Here is an 18,131-nt window from a genome sequence, read left to right as displayed (position 1 = left end):
ATGCCCCGGCGCAAAGCCGCCATCGGACGTGTGATGGCCCAGATGGCGATGGTGATGAACCTCGACAAGTGCATCGGCTGCCACACCTGCTCGGTCACCTGCAAGCAGGCGTGGACCAACCGCAGCGGCGTCGAGTACGTGTGGTTCAACAACGTCGAGACCCGCCCCGGCCAGGGCTACCCGCGCCGCTACGAGGACCAGGCCACCTGGCGCGGCGGCTGGGAGCTGAACAAGAAGGGCCGGCTCGCGCTGAAGGCGGGCGGCCGGTTCAAGAAGCTGATCCAGATCTTCTCCAACCCCCTGCTGCCGACCATCGACGACTACTACGAACCCTGGACGTACGACTACGCGACGCTGACCAACGCGCCTTTGCAGGAACACACCCCCGTCGCCCGTCCCAAGTCCCTGATCTCCGGCAAGGACATGAAGATCTCCTGGTCGGCGAACTGGGACGACGACCTGGGCGGATCGGCGGCCACGAGGGAGAAGGACGTCCTGCTCGACCAGGTCTCGGAGAAGATCAGGTTCGAGTTCGAGCAGACCTTCATGTTCTACCTGCCGCGGATCTGCGAGCACTGCCTCAACCCGTCCTGCGCGGCCTCCTGCCCCTCCGGCGCGATCTACAAGCGCACCGAGGACGGCATCGTGCTGGTGGACCAGGACCGCTGCCGGGGCTGGCGGATGTGCGTGACGGGATGCCCGTACAAGAAGGTGTACTTCAACCACCGCACCGGCAAGGCGGAGAAGTGCACCTTCTGCTTCCCCCGCGTCGAGGTCGGCCTGCCCACGGTCTGCTCCGAGACCTGCGTGGGCCGGCTGCGCTACATCGGCCTCGTCCTCTACGACGCCGACCGCGTCCTCGAAGCCGCCTCGACGCCCGAGGACACGGGCCTGTACGAGGCCCAGCGGAGCGTCTTCCTCGACCCGGACGACCCCGAGGTCGTACGTGCGGCGGAGCAGGCGGGCATCCCGCGGGACTGGATCGAGGCGGCCCGGCGCTCCCCGGTGCACGCCCTGATCAACAGGTACCGGGTGGCGCTGCCGTTGCATCCGGAGTACCGCACCCTGCCCATGGTCTGGTACATCCCGCCCCTGTCACCGGTGGTCGACTCCGTGCGCGACACCGGCCACGACGCCGAGGACCACCGCAACCTCTTCGCCGCCGTCGACGCTCTGCGCATCCCCGTCGACTACCTCGCCCAGCTGTTCACCGCCGGCGATCCACAGCCCGTGGACGCGGTCCTGCGCCGCCTGGCGGCCATGCGCTCCTACATGCGTGACATCAACCTCGGCCGTGAACCCGACGAGGCCATTCCCGGGACCGTCGGCATGAGCGGCGAGCAGATGTACGACATGTACCGGCTGCTGGCCCTGGCCAAGTACGACGAGCGGTACGTCATCCCGCCCGCCCACGCCGAACAGGCCCACCAGCTGGAGGAACTGGCCACCGAGTGCAGCCTCGACCGCGAGGGCGGCCCCGGAATGGGAGGGGCCGGGCCCGAGGGCGGTGGACGACGGGCGGGCGGCTCCGGCCCCTTCGGCGAGGCCTCCGGAAAAGCCGCCCCGATCGCCGTCGAGAACTACCGGGCCCTGCACGACCGCCAGACCTCCGACACGACCGCCGCCCCCACCGACAAGGCCGGCCGCGTCAACCTCCTCAACTGGGACGGCAGAGGCAGACCCCCCGGACTGTTCCCACCCGCGAGGGACGACGAGAGGGGCGGCGCGTCATGAGGCCGACCACCGGCCGTGCCCGCCACGCCCCGGCCTGGCAGGCGCAGTCCCTGCTGCTGGCCTACCCGGACGACCAGTTCCCCGCGCGCGTCGCGCTGGCGGTCAAGGTCGCCGCCACCCAGCCCAAGCCGGTCGGGCACCCCCTGATCCGCTTCGCCGAACACGCCGGCCGCGTCCCGCTGCCGGACCTGGCCGCCGCCTACGTCGCCACCTTCGACCACCGCAGACGCTGCTGCCCGTACCTGACCTATTACGCCCACGGCGACACCCGAAAACGCGGCATCGCCCTCCTGCGACTGAAGCAGACCTACGCGAAGGCGGGCTGGCGGCTGAGCGACGACGAACTGCCCGACCACCTCGCCGTCGTCCTCGAGTTCGCCGCCGCCGAACCGGCCGCCGGGACCCGCCTGCTGACCGGACACCGCGCCGGCCTGGAGCTGCTGCGCCTCGCCCTGCGCGACGCGGACTCGCCCTGGGCGCACGTCCTGGACTCCGTCTCCGCCACCCTGCCCGCCCTCGCCGGCGACGAACGCGAGGCCGTCGCCCGGCTGGCCGCCCAGGGCCCTCCGGAGGAGCAGGTCGGCCTGGATCCGTACGCGTCCCCGCAGTTCCTGCCTGATCCCGTCGTAGGAGGTCCCCGATGAGCGCGGCCGCGCAGCCCGCCGGCCCGGCAGTCCAGGCCGGCACCGGCGCCGTCCTCCTGTGGGCCGTCCTTCCGTACGTGGTGCTCGCGGTGTTCGTGCTCGGGCACCTCTGGCGCTACCGCTACGACAAGTTCGGCTGGACCACCCGCTCCTCCCAGCTCTACGAGCACCGGCTGCTGAGGATCGGAAGCCCGCTGTTCCACTTCGGCATCCTCGTCGTCCTCCTCGGCCACATCGGCGGCCTCGTCATCCCCGAGAGCTGGACCGAGGCAGCCGGGATCAGCGAGAACGTCTACCACATCGGTGCGGTGGCCCTCGGTACCGTCGCGGGCATCGCCACGCTCGGCGGACTGGCCGTCCTGGTCTACCGGCGGCGTACCGTCGGCCCGGTCTTCTCCGCCACCACGAAGAACGACAAGGCCATGTACGTCCTGCTCACCGCGACCATCGTCCTCGGCCTGTCCGCGACCGTCGTCGCCAACCTCGCCGGCGGCGGCTACGACTACCGCGAGACCATCTCCCCCTGGTTCCGCTCCATCTTCTGGCTGCGGCCCGACCCGGACCGGATGACCGGCGTCCCGATCCTCTTCCGGCTGCATGCCATCAGCGCGATGCTGCTCTTCGCCGCCTGGCCCTTCACCCGCCTGGTGCACATGCTCACCGCCCCGCTGGGCTACCTCACCCGCCCCTACATCGTCTACCGCAGCCGTGACGTACAACTGGGCGCCCGGGCCCCGCACCGTGGCTGGGAACGCACCGGCCCATGACCGGGCAGTGCCTTCACGAGCTCCCGGAGCCCGGTCGCCGCCACCCCCGAGCACCCGGCGTCGACGAGGCCGGGGCGACCTCGCCCTCGGCCGGGTAGCGACCGGTCCCGAGGATTCCGTTCTCCGAGTGCGGCATCGACTCCACGTCGGCGGGCACGTGGTCGGGGACGCGCGTCGCAAGCCCGATGCCGAGGTTGACGCAGCCGCCGTCGTCGAGTGCCGACCGTCGCGGTCGCACTGGGCGGCTCCCTGCCGGCGCTGGCGGAGCTGCGGTTCGCCCGCCCGGAACTCGACGGCGACGAGGCCGCGTCGAACCTGGCCGACATGCATGCTGCGCATGCTGGGCGTCCCGCCGCAGGACGCCCGGGGCGTCGCCCGGCGCCCGCTGCCCGGCCTCGGCTGACCGGGGACGGAGCGCTTCGGTACCCCGACCCGACGGGGGCCGTCCGGCCCTCGGCCGCTCCCGGCGCGTTCAGGAACGAGCGTTCCCGTCCGCTCCGGTGTCCGGCAGGACCCTGACGGCACGCAGGGCCGCGACGAGTTCGGCCGCGTCCCCGGGGGCCTGCAGCGAACGGCCGGTCAGGCCCTCCAGCTTGCGCAGTCTGTAGCGGACCGTGTTGGGGTGGCAGTGCAGGGCCCGCGCCGTCGCCCCGGCGTTCCCGGCCGCGTCGATCCAGCACTGGAAGGTGTCGAGCAGCACAGCGCTCGCGTCCTTGCCGAGGGCCAGTACCGGACCCATGACCCTGCGGGCCATGTCGGCCGCGGCCTCCGGCGCGGCGGCCATGACCAGTGTGAGCGGGTCGTCCTGGAAGCGGACCACCGCGGCCGTTCCCGCGGGCCGGCTCTTCATGGCCAGCCGGGCGTGCCGCAGGGCCTGGCCGGTGCAGTCGAGCGAGGCGAAGGCCGGGCTCATGCCCACCCGGGCGGTGGCGCCGCGCCGCAGCACCGTCATGGTCAGGTCGAGGGCGTCGGGGCGGAGCAGGGACGTGATGCCGATGTGGAGGTCGGGCCGCAGCGCCCAGGCGGAGGAGATGCCATGGGCGGACAGCTGTGCCTCGACGTCACCGAGCGGTTCATGGCCGAGCATGGTCACCTCGGCGGCGACGGCGACGAAAGGGCCCTTCCGCGGCAGACCAAGGGTCTGGGCCACCTCCCACAGCGCCCCCGGGTCGTTGACACGGCCGCTGAGCAGGGCCTCCGTGAGAGCGGACCGTTCTCGCTCCCGGGCGCGGACGACTTCGGCGGCCGCCTGGCGGTAGGAGGAGGTCAGCGCGTCGCTGTACTCGTCCGCGAGCTGCCACGCGTCGGCCGTCGCCGACACCATGACGGCCGGGTCCACGCGAAGACGCGCCGCCTCCTCCGCCACGACCGTCCACACCTCGGCGAAGCCGATCCGGTAGGCGCGCAGCACGTCGGGCAGCGGCCCGCCCTGCACCGCCCGCAGCCGGCCTGTCCCGCCGGGTTCGCTCAGGTCGGGTCCGCTGCCCCGGGCGAACTGCGCGAGCATGCTGTCGATGTTGCGCCGCAGCGACGCCCGCAGCTCCCCCTCCGGGACGGTGCCGGACGGGCCGTAGACGTCGATCTCGTCGCGGATGCGGCGTGCGGCGCGCTCGACGAGTTCGGCCAGCCGCGGGCGCAGGGACTGCGCCACGGCGGCGATCTCGGGTACGGGCGGGCGGCGCTGCACAAGGCCAGGGTACGGGAGCCCTTGTTCCTGGGGACAAGGGCTGCCCGAGCCGCCGTGATCATCTCTCTGCCGATTGTTCCGGGGAACAACACATCGCCGGGCCATCCTGTGCGCCGGTCCATTGGCAGTGGCCCGTCCTGACGTCAGTCTGAACCCGGCATCCGGAGGTTACCGGGCTGTTAACAGGAGGACGCATGCCGAACATCGCGGGAAATCTGTCGGAGACGGCTCGCCGTCACCCCGAGCGCCCCGCCCTCCGGTTCGGGAGCACGCTTCTCACCTACGCGGAGCTGGACCTGGCCGCGTCGCGGGCCGCGGGGATGCTGCGGAATCTGGGTCTGACGGCCGGCGACCGGGTCGGTGTGATGCTGCCCAACGTTCCGGCGTTCGTGGTGCTCTACTACGGCATCCTGCGGGCCGGTGGAGTCGTGGTCCCGATGAACCCGCTGCTCAAGGCGCGTGAGATCGAGCACTGTCTGGCCGACTCCGGGGCGGGCCTGCTGTTCGTGCACGAGGGTGCCGCACAGGAGGCCGCGGCGGCGGCCGGTGTGACGGGCACCGTGGTGACCGCGGTCGACCCCGATCTGTCGCAGGCGGACGGCTGCGAACCCGCCGGGGCCCAGACGCCGCGCGAGGACGACGACCTCGCCGTGATCCTCTACACCTCCGGCACCACCGGCAGGCCGAAGGGCGCCGCACTGACCCATCGCAACCTCGGCCGCAACGCCGAGGTGGTGGCCGAACGGGTGATCCAGCTGGGAGAGCGGGACGTGGTGATGGGCTGCCTTCCGATGTTCCACGCCTTCGGCCAGACGTGCGGCATGAACGCGGCGGTCCGCCAGGGCGCCTGCCTGGTCCTGGTGCCCCGCTTCGAACCGGCCGCGGTGCTGGCCCTGCTCGACGAACTGCGGGTGACCGTCTTCGAGGGCGTGCCCACGATGTACAACGCACTGCTGCACCAGGCCCCGTCCGTCACCGGCGCCGAGGCCGGCGCCCTGCGGGTGTGCGTCTCCGGTGGAGCGGCGCTGCCGACAGAGGTGCTGCACGCCTTCGAGACCCGGTTCGGCTGCGCGGTGGCCGAGGGCTACGGGCTCTCGGAGACCTCACCGGTGGCCACCTTCAACCACTGCGACCGGCCCCGCAGGCCCGGCTCGATCGGCACCCCGATCGACGGTGTCGAGATACGCCTGGTCGACGGCGCCGGCGAGGACGTCCCGGCCGGCGAGGTCGGCGAGATCGCCGTCCGGGGACACAACGTCATGGCGGGCTACTGGAACCGGCCCGACGCGACGGCCGAGGCGATCCCGGACGGCTGGTTGCGTACCGGAGACCTGGCCCGCCAGGACGACGACGGATACCTCTACGTCGTCGACCGCAAGAAGGACCTGATCATCCGCGGCGGATACAACGTCTACCCGCGGGAGATCGAGGAGGTCCTCTACGAGCACCCGGAGGTCGTCGAGGCGGCCGTCGTCGGCATCCCGCACGCCTCCCTCGGCGAGGAGGTCGCCGCGGCCGTCGCCCTCGTCCCCGATGCCCGGGTCACCGCCGAGTCACTGCAGTCCTTCGTCAAGGAGCGCGTCGCCCCGTACAAGTACCCCCGCAAGGTCTGGTTCCTGGCCGCCCTGCCCAAGGGCCCCACCGGGAAGATCCTCAAGCGGGAGATCCGTCCTCCTCGGTGACCTTCCGGCCGTGCCGGACGGGAGGACACCGCCGTCAGGCTCCGTCGTCCCCCCCACCGCTTCACCGCTTCACCGCTGTTCCCTGCGACCAGGCCGTGGCCGGCGTGCCACGGCGGCGCGACTCGCGGTCCCCCCGGGCGCGCGTCCCGGCCACCGCCCGCCTCCGGCGTCGTACGAGGCACCCTTTCGGTCACTTCCCGGCCGCGCGGCTCGGCGGGGCGCCGCTGTAGGGCGAGCACGAGGCCGAGGCGCGGGAAGTCCGGCGCGCCCACGAGTGACTTCGCCAGGTTCGACGCGTGAGCGTGGCCCGCTCCAGCCGGGCGCCCGCCTCTTCCCCCTCGGCAGCCCGAGAGCCGCCGGCCAGGTCTTGAAGCCGCGCTCGACGACCGCGGCGATCAGGCTGTCCTCGTTTTTGAAGTGCCGGTAGCCGGTATCCGGAGCCGGCGGGCGGCCCGCACCCGGCACTGACCGCTGCGACGGACGTGCCCTCGTACCCGCGCCCGCGTCCGCGTCCGCGACGGCGGCGTCAAAGACGCGCTGCCGCGACTTCCCACCGGTGACGCGCTTCTCGCACGTCGTCCGCCGCCCGGTCATCGGGGCTGTTCTTCCCGCTGTCCACGGCTCTTGACCGACTCCGACCCCCGGCTTACCGTAGCGACTGCTCCAATTGGAGTGAACGCTACATCAAGACCAACGGGACACAGTGAGGTGGCCTGGTGAGTGAAATCAGTGCCCAGGGCGGAGCCGAGGACAGCGCCTACGACGTGGCGGTGATCGGATACGGACCCACGGGTGTGACCGCGGCGAACCTGCTCGGGGCGATGGGCCTCAGAGTCGTCGTCGTGGAGCGGGACGCGGAGGTGTTCTCCCGCGCCCGGGCGATCTCCACGGACGAGGAGGTCGTAAGGATCTGGCAGCGCGTCGGGCTGGCCGAGCGGCTGAAGCAGGACATGCTGGCCGACCGCCCGCTCGACTTCGTCGACGCGAGAGGCCGGACCTTCGTCAGCGCGCATCCCACTGCCCGCGGGCACGGACATCCACCGCAGATGTTCATCTACCAGCCCGCGCTGGAGCAGGTCCTGCGCGACGGAGTGGGCCGTTACCCGAACGTGGAGGTGTGGCTGCGCCACGAGTGCCTGCGCCTGCGACAGGACGCGGACGGCGTGGAGCTGACGGTGGTCGGTACCGCCGACGACGCCGTGCGGCGGCTGCGCGCCTCCTACGTCATCGCGGCCGACGGAGGCACCAGCCTGACCCGCGCCCAGCTGAACGTCGGCTACGACGGGCGGACGTACACGGACCGCTGGGTGGTCATCGACACCGAGATGCTCAAGCCGTGGCCGGACCACGACCGGCTGCGCTTCCGCTGCGACCCGGCCCGCCCGGCGGTCGACTGCCCGACCCCGCTGGGGCATCACCGCTGGGAGTTCCCGGTCCTGCCGGGCGACGACGAGCAGTACCTGACCACCGATGAGGCGATCTACGAACTGGTGGCCCGGTACGGGATCAGCAGGGACAGCATCAGGATCCTGCGTGCCACCGTCTACAGCCACCACGTCCGCTTCGCCGCCCGCTTCCGGGTGGACCGGGTCTTCCTCGCGGGCGACGCCGCCCACGCCATGCCGCCATGGATCGGCCAGGGCATGGCGGCCGGGGTGCGGGACGTCGCCAACCTGTGCTGGAAGCTGGACGCGGTGCTGCGCGGGCGGCTGCCCGAGACTCTGCTGGACAGCTACGAGGCCGAGCGCAAGCCGCATGTCAAAGAGGTCACCAGGCGGGCGGTGACCGTCGGGCGGATCATCACCGAACGGCGCCGGGCGGTGGCCGCGGTCCGTGACCTCCTGCTGCCCGTCCTGAACCGCGCGGCAGGCTTCCGCGACTGGGTCCAGGACTCGAACTGGATACCCGTCGCCCACTACACCGACGGCTTTCAGGCCCGGCCCCGCACCAAGGCGTCCGGGCACCAGATCCCCCAGCCCTGGATGACCGGCCCCGACGGCGAACCGGTACGGCTGGACGACGTCCTCGGCGGCCACTGGCTGCTGCTGCACGGCGGACTGCCCGGCCCGCAGCCCGCATGGGACCGGCTGGGCGTCCCCTCGCTCACCGTCACCCCGGCCGGATCGCGCCCTGCCGAGGGCACCCTCGTCGACAGCGACGGAGTGCTGCTGCGCTGGATGAGCGAGCACCGTGCGGCGACCCTCGCCCTGCGGCCGGACTCCTACGTCTACGCCGCCGCCCCCGCGGGCGCCCGACTTCCCGCGCCTCCGGCCGGATTCGCCCCTGCGGCGCACCCGACCGCGACCGCCGCCGCCTCCTGAGGAATGCCATGACCGCTCACACCGAACCGCCGTCGATGCGGGAGTCCCTGCTCGACGTCGCGGGCAAGAAGATCTTCGTCGCCGAGACCGGGGACGGTCCGCCCGTCCTGCTGCTGCACGGCGGCGGCCCGGGCGCCTCCGGTGTCTCCAACTACGCCCGCAACATCGCCGAGCTGGCGAAGGAGTACCGGGTCATCGTCCCGGACCTGCCCGGCTACGGCCGCAGCACCAAGGGCGTCGACGGCACCGACCCGTTCGGGTACCTCGCCGACCACATCCGCGGCGTGCTCGACCAACTCGACCTGGCCAAAGCCCACTTCGTCGGCAACTCCTACGGCGGCTCCTGCGCCCTGCGGCTGGCCCTGGACACCCCCGACCGGGTCGACCGCATGATCCTGATGGGCCCGGGCGGCATCGGCACCACCCGCGCCCTGCCGACCCCGGGTCTCAACAGCCTGCTCGACTACTACTCCGGAGACGGGCCTTCGCGCCTGAAACTGGAGAAGTTCATCCGCCAGTACCTCGTCTTCAACGCCGCCGACGTGCCCGACAGCGTCATCGACGGTCGCTACCGGGACAGCATCGACCCCGAGGTCGTGGCCGCCCCGCCGCTGCGCCGCCCCTCCGGGCCGAACGCACCGCGCACGCTGTGGAAAATGGACTTCACCCGGGACCGGCGCCTGTCCCGCCTGCCGGTTCCCACGCTGGTGCTGTGGGGCGCAGCGGACAAGGTCAACCGGCCGTCCGGCGGCCGTATGCTGGCCGACCGCATGCCCAACTGCGACCTCTACCTCGTCGCCAACACCGGCCACTGGGTGCAGTTCGAACGCGCGGAACTCTTCAACCGCCTGTCCGCCGACTTCCTGGCAGGCCGCCGATGAACACGAACAGCCCTCGCTCCGTGTTCGGCGCCGTCCACCTCGGCTACCTCGTCATCGAGACCAACCGCTTCGCCGACTGGCGCCGCTTCGGCACCGACGCCATCGGCATGCACCACGACGACCTGGACAGCGACCTGATGCGATTCCGCCTGGACGAGCAGGAGTGCCGGTTCCTGCTCCGCCGCGGCCCGGCCGAGGATGTCGTGACCACCGGCTGGCACATCGACGACCACGCCTCGTTCGAGCGGATAGAGGCGCGTGTCCGGGCCCACGGGGTCCCCGTCGTCCAGGGCTCGGCAGAGGAAGCCGCACTGCGCGGCGTCGAACGGCTGCTGCGCTTCCCCGGCCCCAAAGGCATCACCCAGGAGATCTGCACCACGCCCCTGGTCTCGTCCGAGCCGCTGCGGATGCTCGCCTCCGGCTGGGTCACGGGCGACTCCGGCATGGGCCACGTGGCGATCACCTCCACCAGGCCGGCGCAGCTGCGCGGTTACTTCAACACCGTCTTCGACGCCCGCCTGACCGACTACATCGACGAGACGATCAGCGGCATGAAGCTGAAGATCCGCTTCCTGCGGGTCAACGAACGCCATCACACCATCGCGATCGCCGCCGTCCGGGGGCTGCCCCTCGACCCGATCCGCACCCGCGTCCAGCACCTCAACACCCAGGCAGCCACGCTCGACGACCTCGCCCGCAGCTACCAGCGCGTGTACGAACTCGGCTTCCAGATGGCCCTGTCCGTGGGCCAGCACACCAACGACAAGGAGCTGTCCTACTACGCGCGCACCCCGTCGGGCTTCGAGTGGGAGGTGGGCTGGAACCCCGTCGTCGTCGACGAGTCGACCTGGCAGCCCAGCACCCACCAGGGCATCAGCATCTGGGGCCACACCCCGGTGGGCCAGACCATCGTCGACAAACTCGACCAGTTCCGGCTCGGCATCCGCTCCCTCGCCCACCGGGAGACCACGGTCCCCGCCCTCAGCGGCGCGGGTGTCTCCGACGACTGACGGTCCGGCCGGACGCCCAGGCCGTGGCCCGCTGCTGGTGCGGGGCGGTCACGGCCGCTGCCGGGTACGGCGGCGCGCGGGCGGCACCGGCACCGGATCGGGGCCGGCGACCACGGTGCTGGACACGCTGCCGAGGCCCTCCACGGTGAGCGTGACCGTGTCTCCCGGCCCGAGCGGCGGCGGGTCCTGCCTGCCCCGGACGCCCCACAGCTCGGCGAGGCAGCCGCCGTTGCCGCAGGTGCCCGAGCCGAGGACGTCTCCGGGGCGGACCCAGGTGCCGCGGGAGGCGTAGGCGGTCATCTCCTCGAAGGTCCAGCTCATGTTGGACAGCAGATCCTCGCCGACCACCTCGCCGTTCACGGAGGCCGTGAGACCCAGGCGCAGGAAGCCGTCCTCGTCGCGGTACTTCTCCAGCTCGTCGGCGGTCACCAGGTACGGGCCCAGGGTGGTGGCCGTGTCCTTGCCCTTGCACGGGCCCAGACCTACGCGCATCTCGGCGGACTGGAGGTCGCGGGCGGACCAGTCGTTGAGGATGGTGTACCCGGCGATGTGCGCACGGGCCTGCCCGGGGGTGAGGTCGCGGCCCTCCTTGCCGATCACGGCGGCGACCTCCAGCTCGAAGTCGAGCACGGACGATCCGGGCGGTGCGGGGATGTCGTCGTAAGGGCCGTACACCGCGTAGGGGTTGGTGAAGTAGAAGGTCGGTGCCGCATACCACTGCTCCGGCACCCCGGCGGCACCGTCCACGGACCGCCGTACGCCCTCGACGTGTTCCTCGAAGGTCACGAAGTCCCGCACGGTGGGCGGCTGGAGAGGCGGCAGCAGCCGTACCCGGGAGACATGGGGACCGGCCGGCACGTCGAGCGCCGCCGATCCGGCGTCGAGGAGTTCCGGCAGACCGCCGCCCGCGGCGAGCAGGCCGGTCAGCGACGTGACGCCGGGCAACGGGCGGAGCGTGCCGTCCTCTTCGACGACGGCCACCCGGCGTCGGTCGCGGTGTTCGTACGTGGCGAAGCGCATGAAGGGGTCCTGTCGGGAGAGCGGGACCGGGGACGCGGCGGGGAGTCAGGGCGTGACCGTGCTGCCGCGCCCCCGGTGATCAGGGTTGCGGGCCGGTCAGACCGGCGGGGCGACGAACACCCCGCGGTCGACGTCGTTGAAGGACTCCTTGGCGACCAGTTCGTTCATCGGGTTGGCGGTGCCCCACTGGTCGGTGACCTCCGGCCGGGAGAAGTCGTAGACGTGCGGGTGCCAGGTGTCCTCGTCGAGGAGTTCCAACTCGGTGGTGTACTCGACCGTGTTGCCGTGCGGGTCGAGGAAGTAGGTGAAGGTGTTGTCGCCCGCCATGTGGCGCCCCGGCCCCCAGACCTTCTTGAACCCGGCCCGCATCACGCGCCCGGAGCCGCGCAGGTACTCGTCGATGCCGCGCATCTCGAAGGAGACGTGGTGCAGCGAGGTGTGCGGGCCCTTGGCGATGGCCATCGAGTGGTGCTGGTTGCTGATCCGCATGAAGTGCATGACATCGCCGACGTGCGGCGAACTCAGTGTGTCGGAGTGGCGGAAACCGAGGTGGGTCTCGTACCAGGAGCGGGTCGCGTCCAGGTCGGGGGAGTTGAGCACGACGTGGGAGAGCTTGACGGGGATCGACTCCTTCTCCTCGATCCTGCGGTGCCGGCGTACGTCCACGTCCGCGGAGACCTCGATGGTGCGTCCGTCCACGTCGAAGAAGCGGAAGCCGTAACCGCCTCCGGGCGTGTCCACCTTGCCGGGCTGGGAGATCAACCGCACACCCGAGGCGAGGAGCCGCTCGGCGAGAGTGTCCACGTCGGGTGCCGAGGCGGCGCCGTACGCGACCAGGTCGAGCCGCTTCTCGTCGGCCCTGCGCAGCCGGATGACGTAGTTCTCGGGCGAGCCCTCGGCGGCCAGGAAGGAGATCCCGGAGTCCTCGGCGACCTTGGTCAGGCCCCAGACCCCGCCGTAGAAGTCGAGTTGCTTGTCGTAGTCGGGCACGGCGAGGTCGACGTGCCTGAGGTGGGTGAGCAGGCGGTTGCCCATGGGGGGATTCCTCCTAGGAGAGGTGGAGCAGTGCGGCGGCGTTCGCCCCGCGCACGGACTGGAAGTCGGGGTCGGACAGGCCCGCGGCGCGCAGGGCGCCGAGCGGATCGTCGGCGCCCATGTCGAAGGGGAAGTCGGAGCCCAGCAGCACCCGGTCGGCGCCGGCGGCCCGGACCAGCTCCCGCAGGACGGCCGGGTCGTGGACGAGGGAGTCGAAGTAGAGCTGCCGCAGATAGCTGCTCGGCTCCCGCGTGCACGTCCGGGCGTCGGGGCGCACCCGCCAGGCGTGGTCGGAACGGCCGATGTGGGTGGGGAGATAGCCGCCCCCGTGCGCGGCTATCAGCTTCAGTCCCGGGTGGCGGTCCAGGACGCCCGAGAAGATCAGATGGGAGAGCGCGACCGCGTTCTCCGTCGGCTGGCCGACGGTGTTGGAGAGGTACCAGCGGTCCAGCCGTTCGTCGAGCGTGCACCCGAAGGGGTGCAGGAAGAGGAGCGCGCCCGTCTCCTCGGCCCGCGCCCACAGGGGCTCGTACGCGGGGTCCGACAGCTCGTGGCCGGGCGCGTGCGAGGAGATCTCCACGCCTCGCAGCCCCTGCTCCAGCGCGTGGTCGAGCAAGCCGGCCGCGAGGGCGGGGTGCTGGAGGGGGACCAGACCCAGGCCGTACAGGCGCCCGGGGGCCTTGGCGCAGTGGGCGGCCGTCGACTCGTTGGCCAGCCGGCAGACGCGCGCGGCCAGTTCGGGCTCCGCCCAGTAGTGGTAGTGCGACGGGGAGGGGCTGACCAGCTGGACGTCCACGCCCTGCTCGTCCATGGCCGCCAGTCGCACGGCCGCGTCCGTCAGCATCGGCACGCGCGAGCCGACCATCGGGCCGTTCACCCTCAGGGCGGCCGGTCCGTTGCGGCGGGCGTCCAGGGCGCGGGCCTCGGCGAGACCGGGCCGGCCGGCCACGGCCTCCTCGGCCTCCGGGACCAGGAGGTGGGCGTGCACGTCGATCGTGGGGATCGGCTCGGGCTCGGTCACGGGCGTTCCTGCAGCGCGGTCAAGGTGCGGTGCACCAGGCCGGGTATGTCCGCGTCGCGCTCCCCGTCGAGCAGCCACTGGGCGAGCTGCACCGAGGCGTCGACGACCATGCGCACACGAGGCAGCCGACGGGAGTGATAGGCGGTGAGGAGGCGGTCGTCCCAGTCGCCGGGGCCGGCCAGCAGTTCGGCGAGGACCAGGGCGTCCTCCAGGGACATCGCGGCGCCCTGGGCGAAGGTGGGCGGGCAGCAGTGGGCGGCGTCGCCGACCAGCACGACGCGGCCGCGGTGCCAGGGGCCCGTCACCAGGTGCCGGTCGAACCACGCGTAGTTCACGGCCTTCGGGTCGGTGAACGCGGCCCGCAGCTGCGGCCACACACCCCCGTAGCCCTCGCTGAGCCGGCGCATCTCGTCGGCATACGAGCCGGGGTCGAGCGAGGCCCGGTCGCGGGCCGGTTCGACGAGATACGTGTAGACCGTGTCCTCGCTGGTCGGGCAGTACCCGGCGATGAAGCACGGGCCGCCGTAGACCATCTCGGTGCGGGTGATCCCGGCCGGACGGGGCGCGGGGGCACGCCAGATGCCCATGCCGGTGGGGACGGGTTCGTCGGTGATGCCGATCATCCGGCGGGTGGCGGAGTGCAGGCCGTCGGCACCGACCACCAGGTCGTAGCGGCGGCTCGTCCCGTCCGAGAACGCGACGTCCACGCGGTCCTCGTGCTGGTCGAAGGCGGTGGCCGTGGTGCCGAGGCGGATGTCGGCGCCCGAGGCCCGGACCTGCTCGATGAGGAGCTGCTGGAGGCGCGGACGCTGCATGCCGATGTGGGCGGGCAGGTCGTCGCCGCCGGTGCGCAGCTCCTCGTGGGCGGCCAGGACGGTGCCGTCGGGGGTGAGGATGGCGAGTCCGTCGGCGGTGTAGCCGTCCTTCTCGATCGCGTCGAGGACGCCGACCTCGCGCAGGACGCGCAGGGCGTTGCCCTGGAGGGTGATGCCGGAGCCGAGGGAGGCCTTCCAGTCCGGGCTGGCCTCGACCAGGTCGACGGCGATCCCGGCCCGGCGCAACAGCACGGTCAGAGCGTTTCCGGAGGTACCGCCGCCTATGACGAGGACGAGCGGGGTTCTCCCGCTCGAACGGAGTGGAGAGTGGGGAAGGGCGGGGGTGGGTGTCATCTCGGGGCTACCTCCCGGGATCGGGCCGCGCGGCTTCGGGCGGCGGGGATGCGGCTCTCGCCCGCGGGGGACGCGGGCCAGGGGCGTGCGGGGCCGGATGCGCCGCCGCTGTCCGGGGACGGCGCATCCGGCGGCTGTGCGGGGCTACTTGACGGCGACGGGGTTGACGGGGGAGCCGACGGCTCCGGTGATGGGGAGGGGTGCGGCGGTGAGCCAGAACTCGTGGACGCCGTCCTCGGCGCAGTCCGCGGCGAGCGTGTCGAGGTCCCACATCTCGCCGATCAGCAGGCCGATGTGGGGAATGGCGACCTGGTGCAGGGGCTGGAAGGCGTGCTCGAACTCGTTGGGCCGTACCTCGAAGCCCCAGGTGTCGGTGGCGAGCGCGGCGATCTCGGTGCGGTGCAGCCAGCCGGCGGTGGTGAAGGACAGTCCGGGCGCGGGCCCGCCGGCGTAGTCGCCCCAGCCGTCGCGCTTGGCGCGGGCGAGGTGGCCGGTGCGCACGAGGACGATGTCGCCGCGGCCGACGCGCACGCCGTGGGCCTCGGCGGTCGCGGTCAGGTGCGCCTCGGTGATGGCGAAGCCGTCCGGCAACTCGCCCTTCTCACCGATGACTTGGCCGACATCCAGGAGGACTCCGCGTCCGGCGACGTAGGGTGCCATGTGCTCGATGCCGGTGACGAGGTCTCCGTCGGAGGTGACCGTGGTCGCCGCGTCGCGGCCGTTCCACGCCTTGCCGTGGTCGAAGATGTGCCCGAGCCCGTCCCACTGGGTGGAGCACTGGAGCGGCATCGCGATCACGTCGTCCGCGCCCCCGATGCCGTGCGGAAAGCCCTGGTTGCCGAGGGCGGCGTCGGCGCCGGTGTCCAGCATGGTGTGCACCGGGTTGGTGCGCCGCCGCCAGCCCTTCTGCGGCCCGTTCATGTCGAACCGCTGGGAGAGCGAGAAGCTCACGCCCCGCCGTACCAGCGCGGCGCCCTCGCGACGCTTGGCCGCGTCGAGGAAGTTCAGGGTGCCGAGCACGTCGTCCGAGCCCCAGCGCCCCCAGTTGGAGTACGCCTTGGCGGCCTCGGCGATCGCGCCCTCGGGGTCGAGGCGGTCCAGGCTCATGCCGCTGCCTCCGCGACGCAGCGGGTGCGCTGCACCCCAAGGCCGGTGATAGAGCCCTCCAGCACGTCGCCGTCGCGCAGCAGCCGCCCCCAGTGGATGCCGTTGCCTGCCGGGCTGCCGGTCAGCACCAGGTCGCCGGGCAGCAGCCGAGCGGTCTGCGAGATGTACGACACCAGCCGGGCGATGCCGAAGAGCATGTCCTTGGTCGACTCGTCCTGCATGGTGTCGCCGTTCAGCTTCAGCGTGACCCGCAGATCGCCCGGGTCGGCGATCGACTCGGCCGGCACGAGCCACGGCCCGAGCGGCGTGAAGCCCGGCGCGTTCTTGCAGCGCAGCCAGTCGGTTCCGATGGCCTTCATGTCCCGCCGGAATACCGTGGCCCGGTCGGTCAGGTCGTTGGCGATCGTGTACCCGGCGACGTACCCCAGCGCCTCCGCTTCGGGCACCCGGTACGCGGGCTTGGCGATGACGGCGGCCAACTCCAGCTCCCAGTCCGGCTGTTCGGCCCAGGAAGGGAGCACGACGTCGTCGTAGGGCCCGGCAACGGTGGTCGGCAGCCCGATGAACACGTACGGAAGGTCCTCGGCCGCCCGGCGGTCCATGACGGCGGCGATCTCCGCGCGCGCCTCCTCGGCCGTGCGCGGGTCGTCGGGGGTGCGGTGGGCGACCTCCAGATCGATCACGTGCTGCCGGTAGTTGGCGCCGGACTGGAAGATCTGCCGCGGCTCGACGGGCGCATGCACCCGCAGGCCGTCCAGGGGGTACCGGTCGAGACCGGGGTCGTCCGCCAGCGCGTGCAGGACGGGCAGGAACTCCTCCCACCGGTCCAGCACGGCCCGTACGTCGGCAGGCGCCCCGTCCAGGGCTCTGCTCAGGTCGAGCACCCGGTCCGCGGCCACCAGGCCGGGGAAGCGGGGCCCCTCCGGAGCGGAGAACGTGCCGAGCGCGAACGGGCCGGCAGGTTGCGCGAGCGTTGCCATGAGATTTCCTCCTGCTGGGTTGCGGTCTACTCTGGCCCTCGTCGACTGATCACGGAAATAGATCCTGTGGATGCTGTGAATCCATCCGATGGATATCTCTGACCTGCCAGGTGGTGCCCGGTGAACCTGTCCCGACTCGACCTCAATCTGGTCCTCGCCCTGCGCGCGCTGCTGGAGGAACGCAACGTCACGCGGGCCGGGGAGCGGGTCGGGCTGAGCCAGCCCGCCATGAGCGCCGCGCTGGCACGGCTGCGCCGCCACTTCGACGACGAACTGCTCGCCCGCACCGGCAACGTCTACGAACTGACCCCGCTCGGCGTGGCCCTGCGCGACCGCAGTGCCACCGCGTGCGACCTGCTGGAACGGGTCTTCTCCAGCCAGGCCGACTTCGACCCGGCCGCCGAGACCCGCGAGTTCACGCTGCTCGCCTCCGACTACGGCGCGGCTGTCTTCGGGGCGGCACTCGCCCGTGCGCTGCATGAGGAGGCGCCCGGTATCCGGCTCACCTTTCAGCACCCGGCACCCTCGGTGGTGGAGAACACGGCGACCGTGCTGAGCACCGTCGACGGACTGCTGATGCCGCACGGCGTCATCGACGGCCTGCCCGCCGTCGACCTCTTCAGCGACCGCTGGCTGTGCATGGTCGCCGACGACCACCCCGACGCAGGCGACGAACTCAGCCTCGACCAGTTGGCCCGGCTGCCCTGGGCGGTCTACCAGCGCCCCTACGACGCCCCGGTCGCCCGCCAGCTCAGCATGATCGGCATCAGCCCCCGGGTGGAGGTCTCGGTGCAGACCTTCCAGCTCCTGCCCCACATGGTGGAGGGCACGCGGCGGGTGGCGATGATCCAGGAACGGCTGGCACGCAGGGCGGTGCGCTCGGCGGCGGTGCGGGTCCTGCCGTGTCCCTTCGAGGCCGTACCCGTGCAGGAGGCCATGTGGTGGCATCCGGTGCATGCGCAGGACGCGGCCCACATCTGGCTGCGGCAGAAGGCGGCGGAGGTGGGGGCGTCGCTCGCGGAGAAGTGACACCCCCTGGGTGGGCGCGGGTGGGCGCCGTCGGCAGTCAGAGC

Annotated in this window: 16 protein-coding genes and 1 pseudogene; 9 read left to right on the top strand and 8 right to left on the bottom strand. The window is 71.9% G+C overall.

All coding sequences use genetic code 11. The annotated features are described in order from the left end of the window. Genes narH through narI form a run of 3 tightly spaced genes read left to right on the top strand, consistent with a single transcriptional unit; the run spans position 1 to position 3,145 of the window. Positions 1-1,734, top strand: a complete 1,734-nt coding sequence (narH, locus tag AB0P24_RS16510) for a nitrate reductase subunit beta (protein ID WP_365794437.1) — start codon at positions 1-3, stop codon at positions 1,732-1,734. After that, positions 1,731-2,378 (top strand): nitrate reductase molybdenum cofactor assembly chaperone, encoded by a 648-nt coding sequence (gene narJ / locus AB0P24_RS16505; RefSeq protein ID WP_365794435.1) that lies wholly within the window; start codon positions 1,731-1,733, stop codon positions 2,376-2,378. Before narH ends, narJ begins: the two co-directional genes overlap by 4 nt. Then, a complete protein-coding gene (gene narI, locus AB0P24_RS16500; RefSeq protein WP_365794433.1) occupies positions 2,375-3,145 on the top strand; it encodes a respiratory nitrate reductase subunit gamma in 771 nt (256 codons plus the stop codon). The genes narJ and narI overlap by 4 nt, the downstream gene beginning before the upstream one ends. 13 nt (positions 3,146-3,158) lie before the next feature. On the opposite strand, the gene AB0P24_RS16495 is transcribed toward narI, so the two are convergent. Then, positions 3,159-3,383, bottom strand: coding sequence for a hypothetical protein (locus AB0P24_RS16495; RefSeq protein ID WP_365794625.1), 225 nt, complete (start codon positions 3,381-3,383; stop codon positions 3,159-3,161). Between AB0P24_RS16495 and AB0P24_RS16490 the strand changes: the two are divergent. Then, positions 3,365-3,548: pseudogene (locus tag AB0P24_RS16490) on the top strand (TetR/AcrR family transcriptional regulator); the annotation flags it as partial. The gene AB0P24_RS16495 and the pseudogene AB0P24_RS16490 overlap by 19 nt on opposite strands. Before the next feature lie 69 nt (positions 3,549-3,617). Here AB0P24_RS16490 and AB0P24_RS16485 read toward each other — a convergent pair. Continuing rightward, a complete protein-coding gene (locus tag AB0P24_RS16485; RefSeq protein WP_365794431.1) occupies positions 3,618-4,832 on the bottom strand; it encodes a helix-turn-helix domain-containing protein in 1,215 nt (404 codons plus the stop codon). A gap of 194 nt (positions 4,833-5,026) precedes the next feature. Between AB0P24_RS16485 and AB0P24_RS16480 the strand changes: the two genes are divergently transcribed. The 4 genes from AB0P24_RS16480 (at position 5,027) to AB0P24_RS16465 (ending at position 10,726) form a co-directional block, all read left to right on the top strand. Next, on the top strand, positions 5,027-6,514 hold the full coding sequence (locus tag AB0P24_RS16480) for a long-chain fatty acid--CoA ligase (protein ID WP_365794429.1): 1,488 nt from the start codon (positions 5,027-5,029) through the stop codon (positions 6,512-6,514). Positions 6,515-7,230: 716 nt separating this feature from the next. Further along, positions 7,231-8,835: a bifunctional 3-(3-hydroxy-phenyl)propionate/3-hydroxycinnamic acid hydroxylase gene (locus tag AB0P24_RS16475; protein ID WP_365794427.1), complete on the top strand. Its 1,605-nt coding sequence runs from the start codon at positions 7,231-7,233 to the stop codon at positions 8,833-8,835. An 8-nt stretch (positions 8,836-8,843) separates the two neighbouring features. After that, positions 8,844-9,716 carry an alpha/beta fold hydrolase gene (locus tag AB0P24_RS16470; RefSeq protein ID WP_365794425.1) on the top strand — a complete coding sequence of 291 codons (873 nt, stop codon included), beginning with the start codon at positions 8,844-8,846 and terminating at the stop codon, positions 9,714-9,716. Next, on the top strand, positions 9,713-10,726 hold the full coding sequence (locus AB0P24_RS16465; protein ID WP_365794423.1) for a VOC family protein: 1,014 nt from the start codon (positions 9,713-9,715) through the stop codon (positions 10,724-10,726). Before AB0P24_RS16470 ends, AB0P24_RS16465 begins: the two co-directional genes overlap by 4 nt. A 48-nt stretch (positions 10,727-10,774) precedes the next feature. On the opposite strand, the gene AB0P24_RS16460 is transcribed toward AB0P24_RS16465, so the two are convergent. From AB0P24_RS16460 to AB0P24_RS16435, 6 genes are all read right to left on the bottom strand, one after another. After that, positions 10,775-11,746 (bottom strand): fumarylacetoacetate hydrolase family protein, encoded by a 972-nt coding sequence (locus tag AB0P24_RS16460; protein WP_365794421.1) that lies wholly within the window; start codon positions 11,744-11,746, stop codon positions 10,775-10,777. Between the two features lie 96 nt (positions 11,747-11,842). Continuing rightward, a complete protein-coding gene (locus AB0P24_RS16455; protein ID WP_365794419.1) occupies positions 11,843-12,781 on the bottom strand; it encodes a VOC family protein in 939 nt (312 codons plus the stop codon). 13 nt (positions 12,782-12,794) lie between these two features. After that, on the bottom strand, positions 12,795-13,802 hold the full coding sequence (locus AB0P24_RS16450; RefSeq protein WP_365794417.1) for an amidohydrolase family protein: 1,008 nt from the start codon (positions 13,800-13,802) through the stop codon (positions 12,795-12,797). Further along, the gene (locus tag AB0P24_RS16445) at positions 13,799-14,971 is read right to left on the bottom strand and encodes an FAD-dependent oxidoreductase (protein WP_365794415.1); all 1,173 of its coding nucleotides are present in this window, start codon (positions 14,969-14,971) and stop codon (positions 13,799-13,801) included. The genes AB0P24_RS16450 and AB0P24_RS16445 overlap by 4 nt, the downstream gene beginning before the upstream one ends. A 144-nt stretch (positions 14,972-15,115) precedes the next feature. After that, positions 15,116-16,078, bottom strand: a complete 963-nt coding sequence (locus AB0P24_RS16440; protein WP_365794413.1) for a cyclase family protein — start codon at positions 16,076-16,078, stop codon at positions 15,116-15,118. Next, positions 16,075-17,058, bottom strand: a complete 984-nt coding sequence (locus AB0P24_RS16435) for a fumarylacetoacetate hydrolase family protein (protein WP_365794411.1) — start codon at positions 17,056-17,058, stop codon at positions 16,075-16,077. Before AB0P24_RS16435 ends, AB0P24_RS16440 begins: the two co-directional genes overlap by 4 nt. Positions 17,059-17,178: 120 nt before the next feature. Between AB0P24_RS16435 and AB0P24_RS16430 the strand changes: the two genes are divergently transcribed. After that, positions 17,179-18,087, top strand: coding sequence for a LysR family transcriptional regulator (locus AB0P24_RS16430; RefSeq protein WP_365794409.1), 909 nt, complete (start codon positions 17,179-17,181; stop codon positions 18,085-18,087). The last annotated feature ends 44 nt before the right edge of the window (positions 18,088-18,131 follow it).

Source organism: Streptomyces sp. NPDC086519, assembly GCF_040686075.1.
Classification (GTDB): domain Bacteria; phylum Actinomycetota; class Actinomycetes; order Streptomycetales; family Streptomycetaceae; genus Streptomyces; species Streptomyces shenzhenensis.
Note: the sequence above shows the minus strand (reverse complement) of the source record. Positions and strands in the feature narration are given on the sequence as shown.